The organism is Flavobacterium omnivorum, assembly GCF_900099915.1.
Taxonomy (GTDB): Bacteria; Bacteroidota; Bacteroidia; order Flavobacteriales; family Flavobacteriaceae; genus Flavobacterium; species Flavobacterium omnivorum.
The window spans coordinates 112273-131064 of sequence record NZ_FNDB01000006.1 but is presented as its reverse complement, the minus strand read 5'-3'; the positions used below and the strand labels follow the sequence as shown (position 1 = coordinate 131064).

The 18792-nt window shown below is 34.8% G+C and carries 12 protein-coding genes and 1 pseudogene; 12 read left to right on the top strand and 1 reads right to left on the bottom strand.

Features of this window, described 5'->3' with window-relative positions; all coding sequences use genetic code 11:
* The first annotated feature begins 60 nt into the window (after positions 1 to 60).
* The 5 genes and pseudogenes from BLS90_RS08530 to BLS90_RS16995 all read left to right on the top strand — a co-directional run.
* The gene (locus tag BLS90_RS08530) at positions 61 to 3075 is read left to right on the top strand and encodes a tetratricopeptide repeat protein (protein ID WP_091257240.1); all 3015 of its coding nucleotides are present in this window, start codon (positions 61 to 63) and stop codon (positions 3073 to 3075) included.
* Positions 3076 to 3156: 81 nt separating this feature from the next.
* Complete coding sequence (locus tag BLS90_RS08525) at positions 3157 to 4020, top strand: PhzF family phenazine biosynthesis protein (protein ID WP_091257239.1); 864 nt, start codon at positions 3157 to 3159, stop codon at positions 4018 to 4020.
* Between the two features lie 123 nt (positions 4021 to 4143).
* Entirely contained in the window at positions 4144 to 5880 is a 1737-nt protein-coding gene (locus tag BLS90_RS08520; RefSeq protein ID WP_091257280.1) for a porin family protein, read from the top strand.
* 168 nt (positions 5881 to 6048) lie between these two features.
* On the top strand, positions 6049 to 6498 hold the full coding sequence (locus BLS90_RS08515; RefSeq protein WP_091257238.1) for a hypothetical protein: 450 nt from the start codon (positions 6049 to 6051) through the stop codon (positions 6496 to 6498).
* 294 nt (positions 6499 to 6792) lie between these two features.
* Positions 6793 to 8571, top strand: a pseudogene (locus BLS90_RS16995) (PAS domain S-box protein); the annotation flags it as partial.
* Between the two features lie 72 nt (positions 8572 to 8643).
* Here BLS90_RS16995 and BLS90_RS17345 read toward each other — a convergent pair.
* A complete protein-coding gene (locus BLS90_RS17345) occupies positions 8644 to 8748 on the bottom strand; it encodes a hypothetical protein (protein WP_394331027.1) in 105 nt (34 codons plus the stop codon).
* Here BLS90_RS17345 and BLS90_RS08505 point away from each other — a divergent pair.
* The 7 genes from BLS90_RS08505 (at position 8723) to mdh (ending at position 18589) form a co-directional block, all read left to right on the top strand.
* Positions 8723 to 9313: a sensor histidine kinase gene (locus BLS90_RS08505; protein ID WP_245705069.1), complete on the top strand. Its 591-nt coding sequence runs from the start codon at positions 8723 to 8725 to the stop codon at positions 9311 to 9313. The genes BLS90_RS17345 and BLS90_RS08505 overlap by 26 nt on opposite strands.
* A gap of 23 nt (positions 9314 to 9336) precedes the next feature.
* Entirely contained in the window at positions 9337 to 9717 is a 381-nt protein-coding gene (locus BLS90_RS08500; protein ID WP_175455453.1) for a response regulator, read from the top strand.
* Between the two features lie 191 nt (positions 9718 to 9908).
* Positions 9909 to 11585 (top strand): asparagine synthase B, encoded by a 1677-nt coding sequence (asnB, locus tag BLS90_RS08495; RefSeq protein WP_091257234.1) that lies wholly within the window; start codon positions 9909 to 9911, stop codon positions 11583 to 11585.
* 171 nt (positions 11586 to 11756) lie between these two features.
* Positions 11757 to 13382 (top strand): amidohydrolase, encoded by a 1626-nt coding sequence (locus BLS90_RS08490; protein ID WP_091257233.1) that lies wholly within the window; start codon positions 11757 to 11759, stop codon positions 13380 to 13382.
* A 442-nt stretch (positions 13383 to 13824) separates the two neighbouring features.
* Entirely contained in the window at positions 13825 to 15441 is a 1617-nt protein-coding gene (asnB, locus tag BLS90_RS08485) for an asparagine synthase B (RefSeq protein ID WP_091257232.1), read from the top strand.
* A gap of 182 nt (positions 15442 to 15623) precedes the next feature.
* Positions 15624 to 17567, top strand: coding sequence for a DNA topoisomerase (ATP-hydrolyzing) subunit B (gene gyrB, locus BLS90_RS08480; RefSeq protein ID WP_091257231.1), 1944 nt, complete (start codon positions 15624 to 15626; stop codon positions 17565 to 17567).
* A gap of 86 nt (positions 17568 to 17653) precedes the next feature.
* Entirely contained in the window at positions 17654 to 18589 is a 936-nt protein-coding gene (gene mdh / locus BLS90_RS08475) for a malate dehydrogenase (RefSeq protein WP_091257230.1), read from the top strand.
* Positions 18590 to 18792: the final 203 nt, after the last annotated feature.

The window sequence follows — 18792 nt, the reverse complement described above, 5'->3', positions numbered from 1 at the left end:
ATTGTGATTCGTTATAGAGTTCAGAATATAATACATTTGAATTATTAAAATAAAATCACAATGCGTAAATTTTCTTGGACCTACTTCTTTTCTTTCTTTATAATAACGGCGGTGCTTTCAGCACAAAAATCGGCTATATACACGCACGATTCAAAAGATTTTAATAAAGCGGTTTCTCTATTTAAGGATGCGCAATATGCATCGGCACAACTCATTTTCAACAAAGTAAAGGAAACGGCCACCACGGAAGAATTGAAATCAGACTGTGCGTATTACGCTGCGAATTGTGCCATTCGAACCAATCAAGCAAATGCGGATGCCTTGATGGAGCAATTTGTAACAGATTACCCAACAAGCGTAAAGCAAAATCAAGCTTATATTGAAGTAGCGCAGTATCATTTTACTCAAGGCAATTATGCACAAGCTTTACAATGGTTTGACAAAGTGGATGAAAGTAGTTTGAGTAGAAAGGATCAAGATAAATTTAATTTCCAAAAAGGCTATAGTTTTTTTAATGCTAAAAAGAAAAAAGAAGCTACTTCCTACCTGAATAAGGTAGTAAATTCTGCTGAATATGGGTCTCAGGCCAAATATTACCTCGGTTTTATGGCCTATGAAGGAGATGATTATAAGCAAGCGACAAAGTATTTTGACGCCGTTTCAGGTGACGAGAAATACAAAGAAAAGCTTTCTTATTATCAAGCAGATATGAATTTTAAGCTGGGAAATTTCCAAAAAGCAATTGATCTAGGTCAGAAAGCAATGGCCAAATCAAATCCTTTGGAAAAATCAGAATTAAATAAAATCATTGGTGAAAGCTATTTTAATTTAAATAAATACGATACTGCCATTCCATTTTTGGTCGCTTACAAAGGGAAAAGAGGAAAGTGGAACAATACTGATTTTTACCAATTGGGATATGCGTACTACAAACAAAAAGACTACGAAAATGCCATTTCCCAATTCAATAAAATCATTGGTGGAAAGGATTTTGTAGCTCAAAATGCATACTACCATTTAGGAGAAAGTTACCTCAATACCGATAAAAAACAACAAGCGTTGAATGCTTTTAAAAATGCTTCGGAAATGGATTTTGACTTGGCTATACAAGAAGATGCCAGTTTGAATTATGCTAAATTAAGTTATGAATTAGGAAATTCGTATCAAAGTGTACCAGCAGTTCTTCAATCTTTTTTAAATAAATATCCAAATAACGCCAACCGTTCTGAGGTAGATAAATTGCTAATTGATTCCTATATTTCCTCCAAAAACTACAAAGAAGCGTTGGTTTTATTAGAAAAAAATAAATCGCCGGAAAATAAATTAGCCTATCAAAAAGTACTGTTTTATAGAGGACTGGAATTGTATACGGATGGAAAGTATGAAGATGCTTTGAAAATGTTTACGAAAGCTACAATCGAACAAAAAGATGCAGTTTTCACCAGCAGAGCCATTTTTTGGAAAGGGGAGGCTGAATATGTTACAAATGATTTCAAGGAGGCATTGTTAAGTTTTAAACAATTTGCTGGTTCAAATCAAGCTTCAAAAACCCCAGAATACAAAAACCATAATTATAATATTGCCTATTCCTATTTTAAATTAAAAGAATACGATCAAGCAGGGGATTATTTTCAAAACCAAATAGAGAAAGCACCAGCTGATAAAGTGCGGTTGAATGATTCGTATTTGCGTTTAGCAGATTGTCGTTTTGTAACTTCAAAATACGGTCCAGCAATGGATGCGTATAATAAAGTGATTGAATCTAAAAGTATAGACGCGGATTATGCTTCCTTTCAAAAAGCCATTTCCTTCGGATTTATGGACAAAAATGATACTAAAATCACCGAATTAAACTCTTTTGTCCAATTGTATCCAAAGTCTGAATACAAAGACGATGCACTTTTTGAATTGGCTAATACCTATGTTGCCGCTAACAAAAATGATCTTGCCATAAAAACATACGAGCGTTTAAATACGGAGTTTAAAAAAGGTTCTTTCACTTCGAGATCTATTTTGCGTCAAGGGTTAGTGTATTATAATACCGATAATGACGATCAGGCATTGTTGAAGTTTAAAAAAGTAGCGGCGGATTTCCCTAGAACTCCGGAGGCCTTAGAAGCGGTAGCAACCGCTCGATTAATTTATGTGGACAATGGCAGGGTAGATGAATACGCAACTTGGGTCCGTACATTGGATTTTGTAGCTGTTACTGATGCTGAATTGGATAATGACACCTATGAAGCTGCTGAAAAACAATTTCAGCAAAACAACACTAAGCAAGCTATCCAGGGATTTAGTGGTTATGTAAATCAATTTCCTCGCGGCATTCATGCCTTAAAAGCTAATTACTATCTTGGTCAATCGTATTATTCAGAAGGATCTGAAACCAAATCAATTCCTAATTTTGAGTATGTAATTGCGCAATCTAGAAGTGAGTTTACAGAGCAGTCTTTGTCAAGATTGGCTCAAATTTTTCTTAAAAACAAACAGCACGACAAGGCAATTGTAGTTTTATCCCGTTTAGAAAACGAATCTGATATTTCTCAAAACACGACTTTTGCACAATCCAATTTGATGAAATTGTATTATGACAAGAAAGATTATGGTAATTCAGGCACGTATGCAGAGAAAGTTTTGATGAATCCAAAAGCTGATGATAATGTAAAAAGTGATGCTCAAATAATTATAGCGCGTGCGGCAATTGAAACGGGAGATGAAGCAAAAGCAAGAGTGGCCTACACCAAATTAATGACGATTGCAAAAGGAGAACTAGCGGCTGAAGCATTGTATTATGATGCTTATTTTAAAAACAAAGACGGAAATTTTGAACAATCAAATGTTGCTGTTCAAAAATTAGCGAAAAATTACGCTAGTTACAAATATTTTGGAGCCAAAGGCTTAGTAGTAATGGCAAAAAACTTCTACGGATTGAAAGACAGTTATCAGGCAACCTATATTTTGGAAAATGTAATACAAAATTTTACTGATTTTCCGGATGTAGTGTCAGATGCGCAAAGAGAATTGAACACTATAAAAGCAGAAGAGTCTAAAACAAATTCATCAATTACGAAATAAAGAAACACGGTAAGAAAGTTAGAAAACAACTAAAATGAGTGTGAAATTTTCAGCCTAGTCGAAAGCCAAAAAAATCAAAGAATGACAATCCCTTTTTATATAGTAGATGTTTTTGCGGAACAAAAATATGCGGGTAATCAACTGGCTGTGTTTTTGGATGCACAAAAGTTAAGCACTACTGAGATGCAGACCATTGCCCGAGAAACAAACTTTGCCGAAAGTACTTTTATCACCAAGATCGATCAGGAAAATAATGCAGCAACAATACGAATTTTTACTCCAGAACACGAAATGCAATTTGCGGGCCACCCCATAATAGGAACTTCGTGGGTTTTGATGCACAAAATTTTTGAGAAGCGCACTGAAGAGATCAATTTGTCAGTTCCAATAGGTGATATTGTAGTTTATGAATCAGACGATTTAATATGGCTACAAGCTGCTCAACCAGAGTTTTTGGATACTTTTTCAGCAGAAGATTTTTCGAACTTCAGCAATTTAAGCAGTGTTGATTTTGATAATGCATTTCCCATTCAGGAAGTAACCACAGGAAGCGCGTTTGTGATTGTTCCTGTCAAAAACAAAAAAGTTTTACAGAATTTGATTTTGGATAGGGATAAGACGAACGATTGGCTACACAAGCATTGTAAAACCAATCATAGATCGTTATATTTTTATTGTTTAGAAGACACAAAATTAACCAGTAGAATGCTTTGTATAGAAAATAATCAACTTATAGAAGATGCAGCAACTGGAAGTGCAAGCACTTGTTTGCAGGCTTTTCTGTTAAAATATAATGCGCCAGAAATTCAAATTATCAATCATCAGGGTGATTTTATAAACAGACCGTCGCAGATTTACTTTGACGGGAAAATGACAAATGATCATTTTGATATAAATATTGGCGGAAAAACGCAATTCATCGCAAAAGGCGAGTGGGAAGTTTAAGCAGGAGGTTAGGAATGAAGAATTAGAAATTAAGAAGTAAAAAAATATAATATGACATTTAAAGATAAAAAAACAACATCATTTATTAATACGGTAGTATCATTCATGGCACCCTTTACTTCGATGAGGTTTGGGTTGGGGATTTTGTTCTTCTTCGTCTTCCAATTTTCGTTTGCACAAAAGAAAGAGCAAATAGGAACCGAAACGGTAAATGTTGTAAAACCATATACGCCAAAAATTTCAGATGCTTTTAAATTAAAAGAAATTCCGGAACTGGATGAAGAAGGGAATGCCAAAAAAGAAAGCATAAAATATTCTATTTTTTCCTTTCCTGTAGCCTCTACTTTTACACCTTCAAAAGGAAAAGCCGAAGGGGTTGAAAAAGAAATTCAAGCTCCTCTATTTAAAAATTATGCGACCTTTGGAGTTGGTAATTACGGAACTTTTATAGGAGAATTATTCGTAAACCAAGACCTAAATGCGACGGACTATGTTGGCGGTATGTTCCGTCATCATTCTTCTCAAGGCGGTATAGAAAGCGTTAATCTTGACGACCGTTTTTTTGACACTTCACTTGATTTAATGTATGGTTCAAATCAAAAGAATGTGTCTTGGAATTTAGATTTAGGATTTCAAAATCAAATTTACAATTGGTATGGATTACCAGAAAGTTTTGGTAACACTTTATCGTCTCAAGATCGATCTGTTTTGATCAACAGTATTAATCCAAAACAGTCCTATAACACCATATCTCTGGGAGGAAATGTGGCTTTTAACGAAAGTATATTGAATAAAGCAAGTTTGAAATTCAATCATTTTTCCGATGGTTTTGATTCTTCTGAAAATAGGTTTTACGCTAAACCAACCCTATCCTTTGATGTAATGGAAAGTGCGGTGAAAACAGATTTAACTGTTGATTATGTCGATGGAAATTTCAAAAATAATTATACAAATACCAATACGGAACCTTTGAAATATAGTTTTACAAATTTTGGTATTTCACCGAGTTTTGTAATGCAAAAAGAAGATTGGACATTGAATATTGGTGCTGCAGTTTTTTATAGTAGGGACAATCAAAATAGTAGCAATACCTTTTATGTCTATCCAAAATTCAATGTCTCTTATAAGGTGGTTGGTGATTTGATGATTTTCTATGCGGGTGCCGAAGGTGATTTAAGACAAAATTCATATCAGGATTTGGTAGATAGTAATCCATTTTTATCCCCAACATTAGCTATTGCACCTACGGATCAACAATATGATGTTTTTGCTGGAATGAAAGGGAAATTGACCAATTCAGTGAGTTACAACCTGAGAGGTTCTTACCTAAATGAGAGAAATAAAGCATTGTTTAAAAGCAATAGTTATGATGAGAATGCCGGGAACGCCGATTACGCCTTTGGAAATTCTTTTCAAGTCGTGTACGATGATATGAGAACCTTAAACTTTTATGGAGAATTAAAAGCAGATTTCTCTGAAAATATCACTTTCGGAGTTAATGGAAGTTTTAGCAGTTTTACAAATAATTTTCAGCAAGAAGCGTGGAATTTGCCAGCAATAAAAATAAACTCCAGTTTGGATTTTAATATTACAGAAAAATGGTTTGCTGGTGCCAATGTGTTTTACGTAGGCGAGCGAAAAGATTTTCAAATGAATACTGCTATTGTAACTAATGCTACCCCAGTAACTTTAAAATCTTATTTTGATGTCAATGCCAATGTAGGATTCAAATACAGCGACCGATTGACTGCTTTTGCAAGAGCGAATAATATTACCAATAATGCCTATCAAAAATGGTTGAATTATCCAGTTCAAGGATTTCAAGTGATTTTAGGAGCGAATTATAAATTTGATTTTTAGTTTTCTTTACCGCAAAGTGCGCAAAGGTTATCGCATAGAATAGGAAGATTTTATTTTTTGGAAGTTTTACATAATTAGAATATAAATGTTTTAGCTACAATCGATTTTACAAAATTACTTTGCGAACCTTGCGAAAAACTTTGCTTACTTTGCGGTTAAACTCTTCAAATGACTTTCAAACAAAAAATACATACTCATTACCTGCAATTAGTTCAGGATCGAATCGATGTTTTCAAAGACATGATTTTGGCCCTTACCGAAGATTCTAAGAACGATGCTAAAGGTTCTGCTGGAGACAAACATGAAACGGCGCTATCCATGATGCATATTGAACAGGAAAAACTCAATCGTAAATTGAGAGAAGTATTGGATCAAAAAACAATTTTGGATAAAATTGACGTTACGACAATTGCTGAGACTATTATTGTTGGGAGCTTGGTAAAAGCGAACGGAATCTATTTGTATCTGAGTGTAGCACTCCCTAAAATTAACATCGAAGGAATCAATATTATTGCCTTATCACCACAATCGCCTTTGGGGAATAAACTCTTGGGGAATCAAGAAGGTTTTACTTTTGAGATTAATGGTACTAAATATTTGGTGGAAGGTATTTATTGATTTATCGTTTTCTGACAACTACAAAATAATTTTCTCTTATCGTAATAGTTCGTTTTAATTTTCTGGTAAATAAAGGGTTCTCTCAAATCACTAAATAATTGACATTTTTACTCTAATTCTATTTTTTGGGACCCGCCTCAAAGGGTTCTATTTTATTACTAATTCAAAACGGTTCTTGTTTGTTTTGAAATTGCTTACTGTATCTGATTATAAAAAATTTCGTAATAAAAAGTGTTTCTTTTGGTAACGTATAGATTTATTATCTACCTTAGTGTAAGCTTACTAATCTTATAAATGAAATCCCCTTTGAGTAAGAAAATTATCCTTCTATTTTTCATCGTCATTCTTGGGATTTTTGTTTCAGTTTTTATTATTACTGAAAAGAACAAATTAGGAATGCAAAAAAGCAATAAGTGGGTAGAACATACGCACCAAGTATTTGCTAAGTCGAGTCTTTTGGAATCAACCATTCAGTATAATATATTGGCCAATTATGGGTATAGAATTAGCGGCGATCCGCTTTTTATACGCGATCCGCAATTAACATACAATGAGGTAAAAAAGCAATTAGACGGACTCAGTATATTGATAAGTGACAATGACAAACAAATAGTACGCATTAAATATTTAAACAAACTGGTTGACAAGCGAATCTTATTTTTAAAAGAAGGCAATCAACTGCAATATAAAAAAGGAATTGAACTTTCACGAAACTTGGAGTTTTTGGATAACACCATAGGCTACTTAAATGAAGTAAAAGCGGTTGTTGTAAAGATTCAGCTAGAGGAATCTCGATTGCTCAAGTTCCGGCAGCAGGCTTATATTGATAGTAGTAGTGCCTTTTATTTTTCATTTTATCTCTTGTTGAGTTTTGTAATAGTGTTGATGATTTTTATGTTTTTTCTTGTGAGGTATAATATGAAGGAGAAAGAAAAAATAAGAGATGTTTTGTTAGCAAAGAATGAATGGTATAACCAGTTAATGGGAAGTTTGGGTTGGGGAGTAGTTTCTGTTGATATTACTGGTGTTATAACATTTATTAATCGTGTGGCACAAGAATTAACGGGGAGTAATGAGGTGAAATTGATAGATAAAATTGTTGAAAATGTATTAGAAATACGCAATGAAGAGACCGAATCGATAGTAATGAATCCCTTGACAAAAGTAATGCAGGAAAATAAGGTGATGTGGCTTGGCAATCATGCTGTCTTAAAACGAAAAGACGATAGTAAAATATATATTGATGGTAGTGTAGCTCCTATTCATAGTCATAATAAAGAGTTGGTAGGTAGTGTCCTTGTCTTCAGAGATGTTTCCAAAGATAAAGAAGTGCAATTAGCGCTGCTCAATAGCTTAAAGGAGACCAAGGATTATAAATATGCTATAGATGAATCAGCCATGGTTGTCATCACCAACCAGAAGGGAAGTATTACTTACACCAATGATAATTTTTGCAAGGTCTCGAAATACAGTCGTGAGGAATTAATAGGACGAGATCATCGAATTATTAATTCTGGTTATCATTCCAAAGAATTTATGCATGAATTGTGGACAACGATAGCTAATGGGGAGATTTGGAAGGGAGAAGTCAAAAACAGAAAGAAAGATGGATCTTTATACTGGGTAGATACTACTATAGTTCCATTTTTGAATGATAAAGGTAAACCATATCAATATATTGCTATTCGTTCAGAGATTACTGAGCGAAAACAGGTCGAAGAAAATTTCCTCACCCTTGCCAATAATATGTCACAACTGGTATGGATGGCTGATGCAGATGGTTCTATATTTTGGTATAATCAGCGCTGGTTTGATTACTCGGGCACCACAATAGAAGAAATGAAAGGTTGGGGCTGGACTAAAGTACACCATCCCGACCATTTGGAGCGTGTTGTAAACAAGATAAAAGAGTATTTCGACTCGGGTGAAGTATGGGAAGATAGTTTTCCCTTGCGCGGTGCTGACGGCCATTACCGATGGTTTCTTTCACGGGCTGTACCTGTTCTTGACGCTCACGGCAAAATGATCCGATGGTTTGGGACAAATACTGACACAACCGTACTCAAAGAAGTAGAAGAAAAATTAGTAGAAAAACGAAGAGAACTAGAGGCAAAAGTAGAAGAATTATATAAAAGCAATTCTGAGTTAGACCGTTTTGTTTACAGTGCTTCGCACGATTTGCGTGCCCCCCCTAAAATCAATGCTGGGTTTGATAGGTATTGTAATGAGCAGTGAAGATCCCAACAACACAGATCAAAAGACAAGGCTAGAGATGCTCAACGATAGTGTGATTAAATTAGATAGTTTTATTGAAGATATATTGAATTATTCCCGCAATACCCGAATGGGTGTCGTTATGGAAGAAATCAATTTTGAAGAGATTCTAGAGGAAATAAGAAACGGTCATAAGTTTATGGAAGGAGCTAATAAATTAAAACCTCTAGTAGAAATAATTCAGAAAGAAAAATTTATTTCAGACAAAAAAAGGATAATTGTAATTTTGAATAATATAATATCCAACGCCATTAAATACAGAGATACTTCTAAAGAGGAATCTTTTGTAAGCGTTTTTGTTGAATGCGATAGTAAAAAGGCAGTCATAACTATCGAGGATAATGGTATTGGTATTGCCGATGATAAGCAGGAAAAAGTATTCGACATGTTTTATCGCGCCACTAAACTCTCCAACGGTTCTGGTCTTGGTATGTATATTGTTAAAGAAACATTAGAAAAATTAGATGGAATAATTACTTTGGAATCTAGCTTGAATAAAGGAACAAAGTTCAGTATACAAATTCCAAACCAAACCAATTAATCAAATTATTTACAGATATGAAAATGAAAAATATTGTACTCATTGATGATTCCAAAATGGACAATTACATTTCAAAATTTATTATTAAAGAAAGCAATTTAGCCGAAAATATTAATATATTTAGTTCCCCAATTGAAGCATTAGAATATTTAGAAACACTAAAAAATGATCATGAAAAATTCCCTGAGGTTATTTTCCTTGACATTAATATGCCTGATATGGATGGCTTTGGATTTCTTGATGAATATTCCAAATTTTCTAAAGATATAATTGAGGAAACTGCCGTTTTTATGCTCACTTCTTCAAATGACCCGAAGGATATTAAACGCGCTTTAGAATATCCAGTTGTAAAAAAATACTTTACTAAACCGTTCACTATAGATTTTCTCAATGATTTAATGTAATGGATTCTTTGCTTTCAAAGGGTTGTGTTACTGCTTTCTGGGATCTAGTGCCTCTTTTTCTTTTATATTATGTGTTAATTGCTATTTTTGGTTGTCATTTATAACTAAAAATAGCATTTGTGTTTTTCAATTAGAACAATAACTCCATCTTTGCCTTATCAAAATAAACAAAACATTTAAAATATATAGTTATGTGCGGAATAGTATGTGCCTTTGACCTAAAACAAAAAGCGGAAGTTTTAAGACCGCAAGTACTAGAAATGTCTAAAATTATCCGTCATCGTGGACCGGATTGGAGTGGAATTTTTAGTAATGAAAAAGCCATTTTGTCTCACGAACGTTTGGCAATTGTGGATCCTGCTTCAGGAAAACAACCGTTGTTCAGTGAAGATAAACAACTTGTTTTAGCCGCAAATGGTGAAATTTATAACCACAGAGAATTGCGCAAACAATTTGAAGGAAAATACAACTTTCAAACAGAAAGTGACTGTGAAGTAATTCTGGCACTTTACAAAGAAAAAGGACCTCATTTTATAGATGAAATGAACGGAATTTTTGGATTTGCTATTTATGATGTAGAAAAAGACGAATATTTTGTTGCTCGTGATCACATGGGAATTATTCCATTATACATAGGTTGGGATGAGCACGGAACTTTTTATGTAGCTTCAGAATTGAAAGCCTTAGAAGGCTATTGTACAAAAATACAATTGTTTCCTCCGGGACATTACATGACAAGCAAAGACGGTGAATTTGTACAATGGTACAAAAGAGAATGGGTTGATTATGATGCCGTAAAAGACAACGTAACTAGTATTGACGAAATTAAAGTGGCTTTAGAAGCTGCGGTTCACAGACAGTTAATGAGCGATGTGCCTTACGGTGTTTTGCTTTCTGGAGGTTTAGATTCTTCTATTACTTCGGCTGTGGCCAAAAAATATGCGCAAAAACGTATTGAATCCGGTGATGTTGCCGATGCTTGGTATCCGCAATTGCATTCTTTTTCGGTAGGATTAGAAGGTTCTCCAGATTTAGCTGCAGCTCAAATCGTGGCTGATCATATAGGAACGATTCACCACGAAATTAAATTCACTATTCAAGAAGGTTTGGATGCAGTTAAGGATGTGATTTACAACTTGGAAACGTATGATGTGACTACGATTAGAGCATCAACACCTATGTGGTTAATGGCGAGAGTTATTAAATCAATGGGAATCAAAATGGTATTGTCGGGTGAAGGAGCAGATGAACTTTTTGGAGGATATTTATACTTTCACAAAGCGCCAAACGCAAGAGAATTCCACGAAGAAAATGTACGTAAATTAGGTAAATTGCACATGTATGACTGTTTGCGTGCGAATAAAAGTTTAGCCGCATGGGGAATTGAAGGTCGTGTACCGTTTTTAGATAAAGAATTTATGGATGTAGCGATGCGAGTTAATCCACAAGATAAAATGATCAACAAAGAACATCCAATGGAAAAATGGGTACTTCGTAAAGCTTTTGAGGAAATGTTACCGCCAAGTGTTGCTTGGAGACAAAAAGAACAGTTTAGTGATGGTGTAGGATACGGTTGGATTGATACTTTGAAAGAAGTAGTGGCTGTTGAAATTTCAGATGAACAATTAGCAAATGCTAAATACAAGTTCCCTTTGCAAACGCCAACTTCTAAAGAGGAATATTATTATCGTTCTATTTTTCATGAGCATTTTCCAAGTGATGCAGCTGCTTTGTGTGTTCCTCAAGAAGCAAGCGTTGCGTGTAGTACAAAAATTGCATTGGAATGGGATGAAGCATTCAAGAATATGAATGATCCATCAGGTAGAGCAGTAGCTAGTGTGCATGATGATGCTTATGCAAAAGCATAAATACAATTAATTAAGATTTTACAAATACACAAACGCTCTCTTTTTCGAGAGCGTTTTTTTATGGGAATATATTTTTGAAGAAGTATATCACTTGAAAAAACGTTTTATTTGTGCATTGTCTAAAATAATTAGACATAGTTTTTTTATATTAGCATAACTAAATTGTTAATTATGAGATTCATTTCACTTTTTCTTGCTTTATTTTTATTGATTTCCTGTAGTCAAAAAACTAAAATTTCCGTTGATACGATTATTACAGATGCAACGATTTATTCCGTAGATAACGCTTTTGGAATAGCTTCGGCTATGGCGATCGAAGAAGGAAAAATTGTAGCAATAGGTACAAATAGTGAAATTACGAAACAATATGAATCGAAGAATACGGTTGATGCTGAAGGGAAATTCATCTATCCCGGATTGTTTGATGCACACTGCCATTTTTATAGCTATGGATTGAGTTTACAAGAAGCTGATTTACGTGGTACCAAAAGTATGGACGAAATAATCACTCGTTTAAAGGCTTTTCAAAAAGAGAAGAATTCAACGTTTATTGTGGGTAATGGTTGGGATCAAAACGATTGGAAAGTAAAAAAGTATCCTACCAAAGCAGAATTAGATGTTGCTTTTCCTGATATTCCTGTGGTATTGAATAGAGTTGACGGGCATGCGATTATCGTTAATAGTAAAGCATTGAAATTAGCAGGAATCACCAAAGATACAAAAGCTGTTGGTGGTCAAATTGAAATTGCAAATGGAGAGCCAACAGGAATTTTAGTTGATAATCCAATGGAATTAGTGTTCAAAATAATTCCAAAACCAACGCGTAAAATACAAATTGCGGCTCTATTAGATGCTGAAAAAGTGATGTTTGATTATGGGTTGACAACAGTAAATGATGCGGGTTTAGATCCTGATGTGATTCATTTGATAGATAGTTTGCAAAAAGCAAAAGTGATGACGCTTAACGTATATGCTATGGTTACAGCAAATCAAAAAAATATAGATTATTACTTAAAAAAAGGAATTTATAAAACGGATAATCTCAATGTACGTTCCTTTAAAATGTACGGCGATGGTGCTCTCGGTTCTCGCGGCGCTTGCATGCACAAGCCGTATTCAGATAAGCCGGACCAATACGGTGCTTTGTTGGCGCCTATTTCGGGATTAAAAGATGTTGCTAGACAAATTGCAGCTTCTAATTTTCAACTCAATACACATGCGATTGGCGATTCAGCCAATACGGTAATTTTAAAAATATACAAAGAAGTGCTAACCGATACAAAGGATAGAAGATGGAAGATTGAGCACGCTCAAGTTTTACGGGAAGCCGATTTTGATTATTTCAGATTTGGAATTATTCCTTCAGTTCAACCCACTCATGCTACATCAGATATGTATTGGGCGGAAGACAGATTGGGGAAAGAAAGGCTTAAAAATGCCTATGCGTATAAAAAATTACTTCAAAAAGCAGGAATGATAGCTCTCGGAACTGATTTTCCTGTAGAGGAAGTAAATCCGATGCTAACTTTTCATGCTGCAGTTGCGAGAAAAGACAGTAAGGAATATCCAAAAGGAGGCTATCAAATGGAAAATGCATTAACCCGAGCCGAAACTTTAAGAGGAATGACTATCTGGGCTGCTTTTTCTAATTTTGAAGAAAAAGAAAAAGGAAGTCTTGAAGTGGGAAAATGGGCTGATTTTGTAATGTACGATCAGGATTTAATGAAAGTGGAAGAAAATAAAATAGTGAAAATGAAACCTACCAACACCTATTTAAAAGGTCAGAAAGTGAAGTAATTGAATTGTCAGCCTTTTATGATTTACGATTAATTCTGCAAACAACGGCATTTTGTAGAATACATTGTTAAAACATATGAGTCATATAAGTTTTTAATTTGAATGAAATCAAATAAAACTAAAAGTTCATTTAAGTAAAGTCACATAGAATTGCAAAGAACTTTTTTAACTTATTTTCCTTTTAATAACGATTTGAGAAACTGACTTATTTAAACTTACATGACTTATATGTTTAAAATCAATGCTGTTTATTTTATAACGTAGCGATAATTTACAGATGTAATAGAATATTTTAATTTATTGGTATTTGAATTACATTTTTAAGACAAAATGCATCTTTTTGTTTTAAATAGTAACTAAATATCATAATTGTGTTCTGTATTTGTAACTGCTATTGCATATTTGTCGACTTAGAATTGGAAAAAAATAAAAATACAGCGTTATGTGCGGAATATTAGCAATTATCGGAAGAGGAAAAGAGGAACAATTGTTTGGAGCACTTTCAAAAAGAATGACGCATCGTGGTCCGGATGAAAGTGATTTACATGTTACTGAAAAAGGGCATATTCTAAGTCATGAAAGGCTGTCGATAATTGATTTACATTCCGGAAAACAACCGATACAAGGCACGAGAACGGCCTACATGGTTCATAATGGCGAAATATACAATCATCAGGAATTGAGAGATGGAGTTTTGAAAGGGCATACTTTTAGAACCAAATCAGATTCAGAGGTTATTGTGCATTTGTATGAAGAGTTTGGATATGATTTTTGCAATATGCTGGACGGAGATTGGGCTTTTGTGGTGGTGGATGGTGATGATTTTATTGCCGGTAGAGACCCAATGGGAGTAAAGCCGCTGTATTATGGACTGGATGAAAGAGGAAGAATCTATTTCTCCTCTGAAATGAAACCTATTGCAGATCAATGTAAAACATTTTCTACTTTTCCTCCGGGACATTATTATACTGCAAAAACAGGTTTTGTAAAATATTACAAACCGGAATATGAAGATTATTTAAAAGCAGATCAAGAATTAGATTTGGAGTTGATCAGAGAAACGTTGACCGAAGCGACTCGTAAAAGATTAATGAGCGATGTTCCTATTGGAGTATTGCTTTCGGGAGGTTTGGATTCTTCCTTGACTTCAGCAATTGCTTCTAGATTATTGGCGGAAAGCGGTAAAAAATTACAATCATTTTCAATTGGTTTGAACGCTGATGCGCCAGATGCTGCGGCAGCCAGAAAAGTTGCGGAGTATTTAGGCACAGAACATCATGAAATTCACTTTACTGTCGAAGAAGGAATTGAAATTTTAGAGAAACTAATTTGGCATCTGGAAACATATGACGTGACTTCAATAAGAGCAAGTACACCAATGTATTTCTTATCGAAAGCGATAACGGATTTGGGTGTAAAAGTGGTACTTTCAGGTGAAGGAGCTGATGAAATCTTTGGTGGATATTTGTATTTTAGAAATGCGCCTTCGGCAGTGGATTTCCAAAAGGAAACCATCGAAAGAGTGCAAAAATTATTTACTGCCGATTTGTTAAGAGCGGATAAATCAACGATGGCGCATGGTTTAGAGACCAGAGTTCCGTTTTTGGATAAAGCGTTCTTAGACATGGCCGTTCGTATCAAAGCAGAAGAAAAAATGCCTAAAACGTACGATGGAAAAGAAAAATACATTTTAAGAAAAGCATTTGATACACCTGAAAACCCTTATCTTCCAGAAGAAGTTTTGTGGAGACAAAAAGAACAGTTTTCGGATGGAGTAGGATACAATTGGATCGATGAATTGATTGATTATTGTGCGACACAAGTTACGGATGAGCAATTAGCCGGAGCTGCAAAGGAATTTCCTTATAATGCACCAGCCACTAAAGAAGCTTATTTTTACAGATCGATATTTAATAAATATTATCCACAAATAAGTGCGGCACAAACGGTTAGGAAGTGGATTCCGAAATGGCAAGAAAACCTTGATCCAAGCGGAAGAGCTAATGCAGCTCACGTTAAAGCCGATACTGCAATTGCTAAAACAGGAGTTGTAGTTTGAGGCAAAAATTTGAATTTTTTATAAATGAAGAACGCTCTCAATTTTGGGAGCGTTTTTTTGTATTTATATGAACAAATGTTAATAACTTAAGGGCTTAAAAAGGGATTTTAACGGTTATATAATTTGCGTTTTTATATATTTGCGTGTTATACAAAAATTACATTTTTTACAATAAAATATATATGAGCGAAGAAATCAAGAAGGACAGTTATTCAGCAGATAGTATTCAGGCATTAGAAGGAATGGAGCACGTACGGATGCGTCCTTCGATGTATATTGGAGATGTGGGTGTTAGAGGACTGCATCATTTAGTGTATGAGGTTGTAGATAACTCGATCGATGAAGCAATGGGAGGCCATTGTGATACCATAATAGTTGATATTAATGAAGATGGATCCGTTACTGTTGAAGATAATGGGCGTGGTATTCCGGTAGGTATTCATAAAAAAGAAGGTGTTTCGGCATTGGAGGTTGTAATGACCAAAATTGGTGCCGGTGGAAAATTTGATAAAGATTCTTATAAAGTTTCTGGAGGACTTCACGGTGTTGGGGTTTCTGTGGTAAACGCTTTATCGAATCATTTGAGAGCTACCGTTCACAGTAGTGATGGTAAAATATACGAACAAGAATACGAAAAAGGAAAAGCATTATATCCAGTTAAACAAATTGGTGAAACGACAAAAAGAGGGACAATCGTTACTTTTTATCCGGATCCAAGCATATTTACACAAACAATAGAGTATTCTTATGATACTTTATCTGCTCGTATGCGCGAACTGTCTTATCTGAACAAAGGTATTACGATCACTTTTACGGACAAAAGAGAATTGGATAAAGACGGAAATTTTGTTTCGGAAATTTTTCATTCTGATGAAGGTTTAAAAGAATACATCCGCTATTTAGACGGAAACCGTGAGCCAATTATTGCACATGTTATTTCCATGGATCATGAAAAAGGAGAAATTCCGGTTGAGGTGGCATTAATTTACAATACCAGTTACACTGAAAATATTTTTTCTTACGTAAATAACATTAATACACACGAAGGCGGAACGCACTTGCAAGGTTTTAGAACCGGTCTAACCAGATCGTTAAAGAAATATGCGGATGCTTCTGGAATGTTGGATAAACTGAAATTTGATATTTCAGGGGACGATTTCCGTGAAGGATTGACTGCTATTATTTCGGTAAAAGTTCAAGAACCACAGTTTGAGGGACAAACAAAAACGAAACTTGGAAATAGAGAAGTTGTTTCTCCGGTAAGTCAAGCGGTGAGTGAAATGATTGAAAATTATTTGGAAGAAAATCCAAATGATGCCCGTATCATTGTTCAAAAAGTAATTCTTGCAGCACAAGCACGTCACGCTGCCAAAAAAGCACGTGAAATGGTGCAACGCAAAACCGTAATGGGTGGCGGTGGATTGCCAGGAAAATTATCGGATTGTTCAGAGCAAGATCCGGCAAAATGTGAAGTATATCTTGTCGAGGGAGATTCGGCAGGCGGAACTGCAAAACAAGGTCGTGATCGTGCTTTTCAAGCTATTTTGCCATTACGTGGTAAGATTTTGAACGTAGAAAAAGCGATGCATCACAAAGTTTTTGAAAATGAAGAGATTCGGAATATATTTACGGCACTTGGTGTAACCATTGGTACAGAAGAGGATAGTAAGGCATTAAATATTTCAAAATTACGATACCATAAAGTAATTATTATGTGTGATGCCGATGTCGATGGTAGTCATATTTCTACTTTGATTTTGACATTCTTCTTCCGTTTTATGAAAGAATTAATCGAAGAAGGTCATGTTTATATTGCAGCGCCACCTTTGTATTTAGTTAAAAAAGGAAATAAAAAAGAATACGCTTGGAATGATTTACAACGCGATCAAGCGAATGAAAGAATGGGTGGTAGCGCAGGAATTCAACGTTATAAAGGTCTTGGAGAGATGAACGCGGAGCAATTATGGGAAACAACTATGGATCCGAGTTTCAGAACGTTGCGTCGGGTAACTATTGACAGTTTGGCGGAAGCCGATAGAGTTTTCTCTATGTTAATGGGTGATGAGGTGCCACCAAGAAGAGAATTTATTGAGAAAAATGCAGTTTACGCAAATATTGATGCGTAACTTAATGTAATCATTCGTTTTCATTGGAATAGATTAACACAATAACAAGTAACCAAATTAACAATTAACCGAATAAACTTTAAAATATGAAAGTTACCATTGTAGGAGCAGGAAATGTAGGAGCGACATGTGCCGATGTGATTTCTTATAGAGGAATTGCCAGTGAAGTAGTATTATTGGATATTAGAGAAGGTTTTGCTGAAGGTAAAGCATTAGATATCATGCAATGTGCTACTAATACAGGTTTTAATACCAAAGTATCAGGCGTTACTAATGATTATTCCAAAACAGCAGGAAGTGATGTGGTGGTGATTACATCAGGAATTCCAAGAAAACCAGGAATGACTCGTGAAGAATTAATAGGAATCAATGCAGGAATCGTGAAAACGGTTGTTGAAAATGTATTGAAACATTCACCAGAAACTATTATTGTTGTGGTTTCTAATCCGATGGATACCATGACCTATTTGGCATTGAAATCTACTGGATTACCAAAAAACAGAATTATTGGTATGGGTGGAGCGTTAGACAGTTCTCGTTTCAGAACGTATTTGTCTTTGGCTTTAGACAAACCGGCTAATGATATTTCAGCTATGGTTATTGGTGGACATGGTGATACAACGATGATTCCTTTGACAAGATTAGCTTCTTATAACGGAATCCCAGTTTCTCAATTTTTATCGGAAGAAGAATTGCAAAAAGTCGCTGCAGATACTATGGTTGGAGGAGCGACACTTACAGGGCTTCTTGGAACATCAGCTTGGTATGCTCCTGGAGCTTCCGTTGCTTTCTTGGTGGACAGTATTTTGAATGACCAAAAGAAAATGATTGCATGTTCTGTTTTCGTTGAGGGAGAATATGGACAAAATGACATCTGTATTGGTGTTCCATGCATTATTGGTAAAAATGGAGTAGAAGAAATTCTTGATATTAAACTGAATGATGCTGAAAAGGCCTTATTTGCTAAAAGTGCAGATGCTGTCAGACAAATGAATGACGCTTTAAAATCGATTTTGGTATAAAAATTCACATATAAAAAGATAAGACTGCATCATTGCAGTCTTTTTCTTGAGATTAATCTATAAATAAATTGGTTAATCTTAACGTTAATTATATATTTGCTCGGTTTAAAAAAAATGAGGTAGCCCGAAATATTCTTTTTTAATGTTAAAAATGAATGTAAAGTGTTATTCTATAAGGTTTAAAGCAAAAATAAATAAATAAA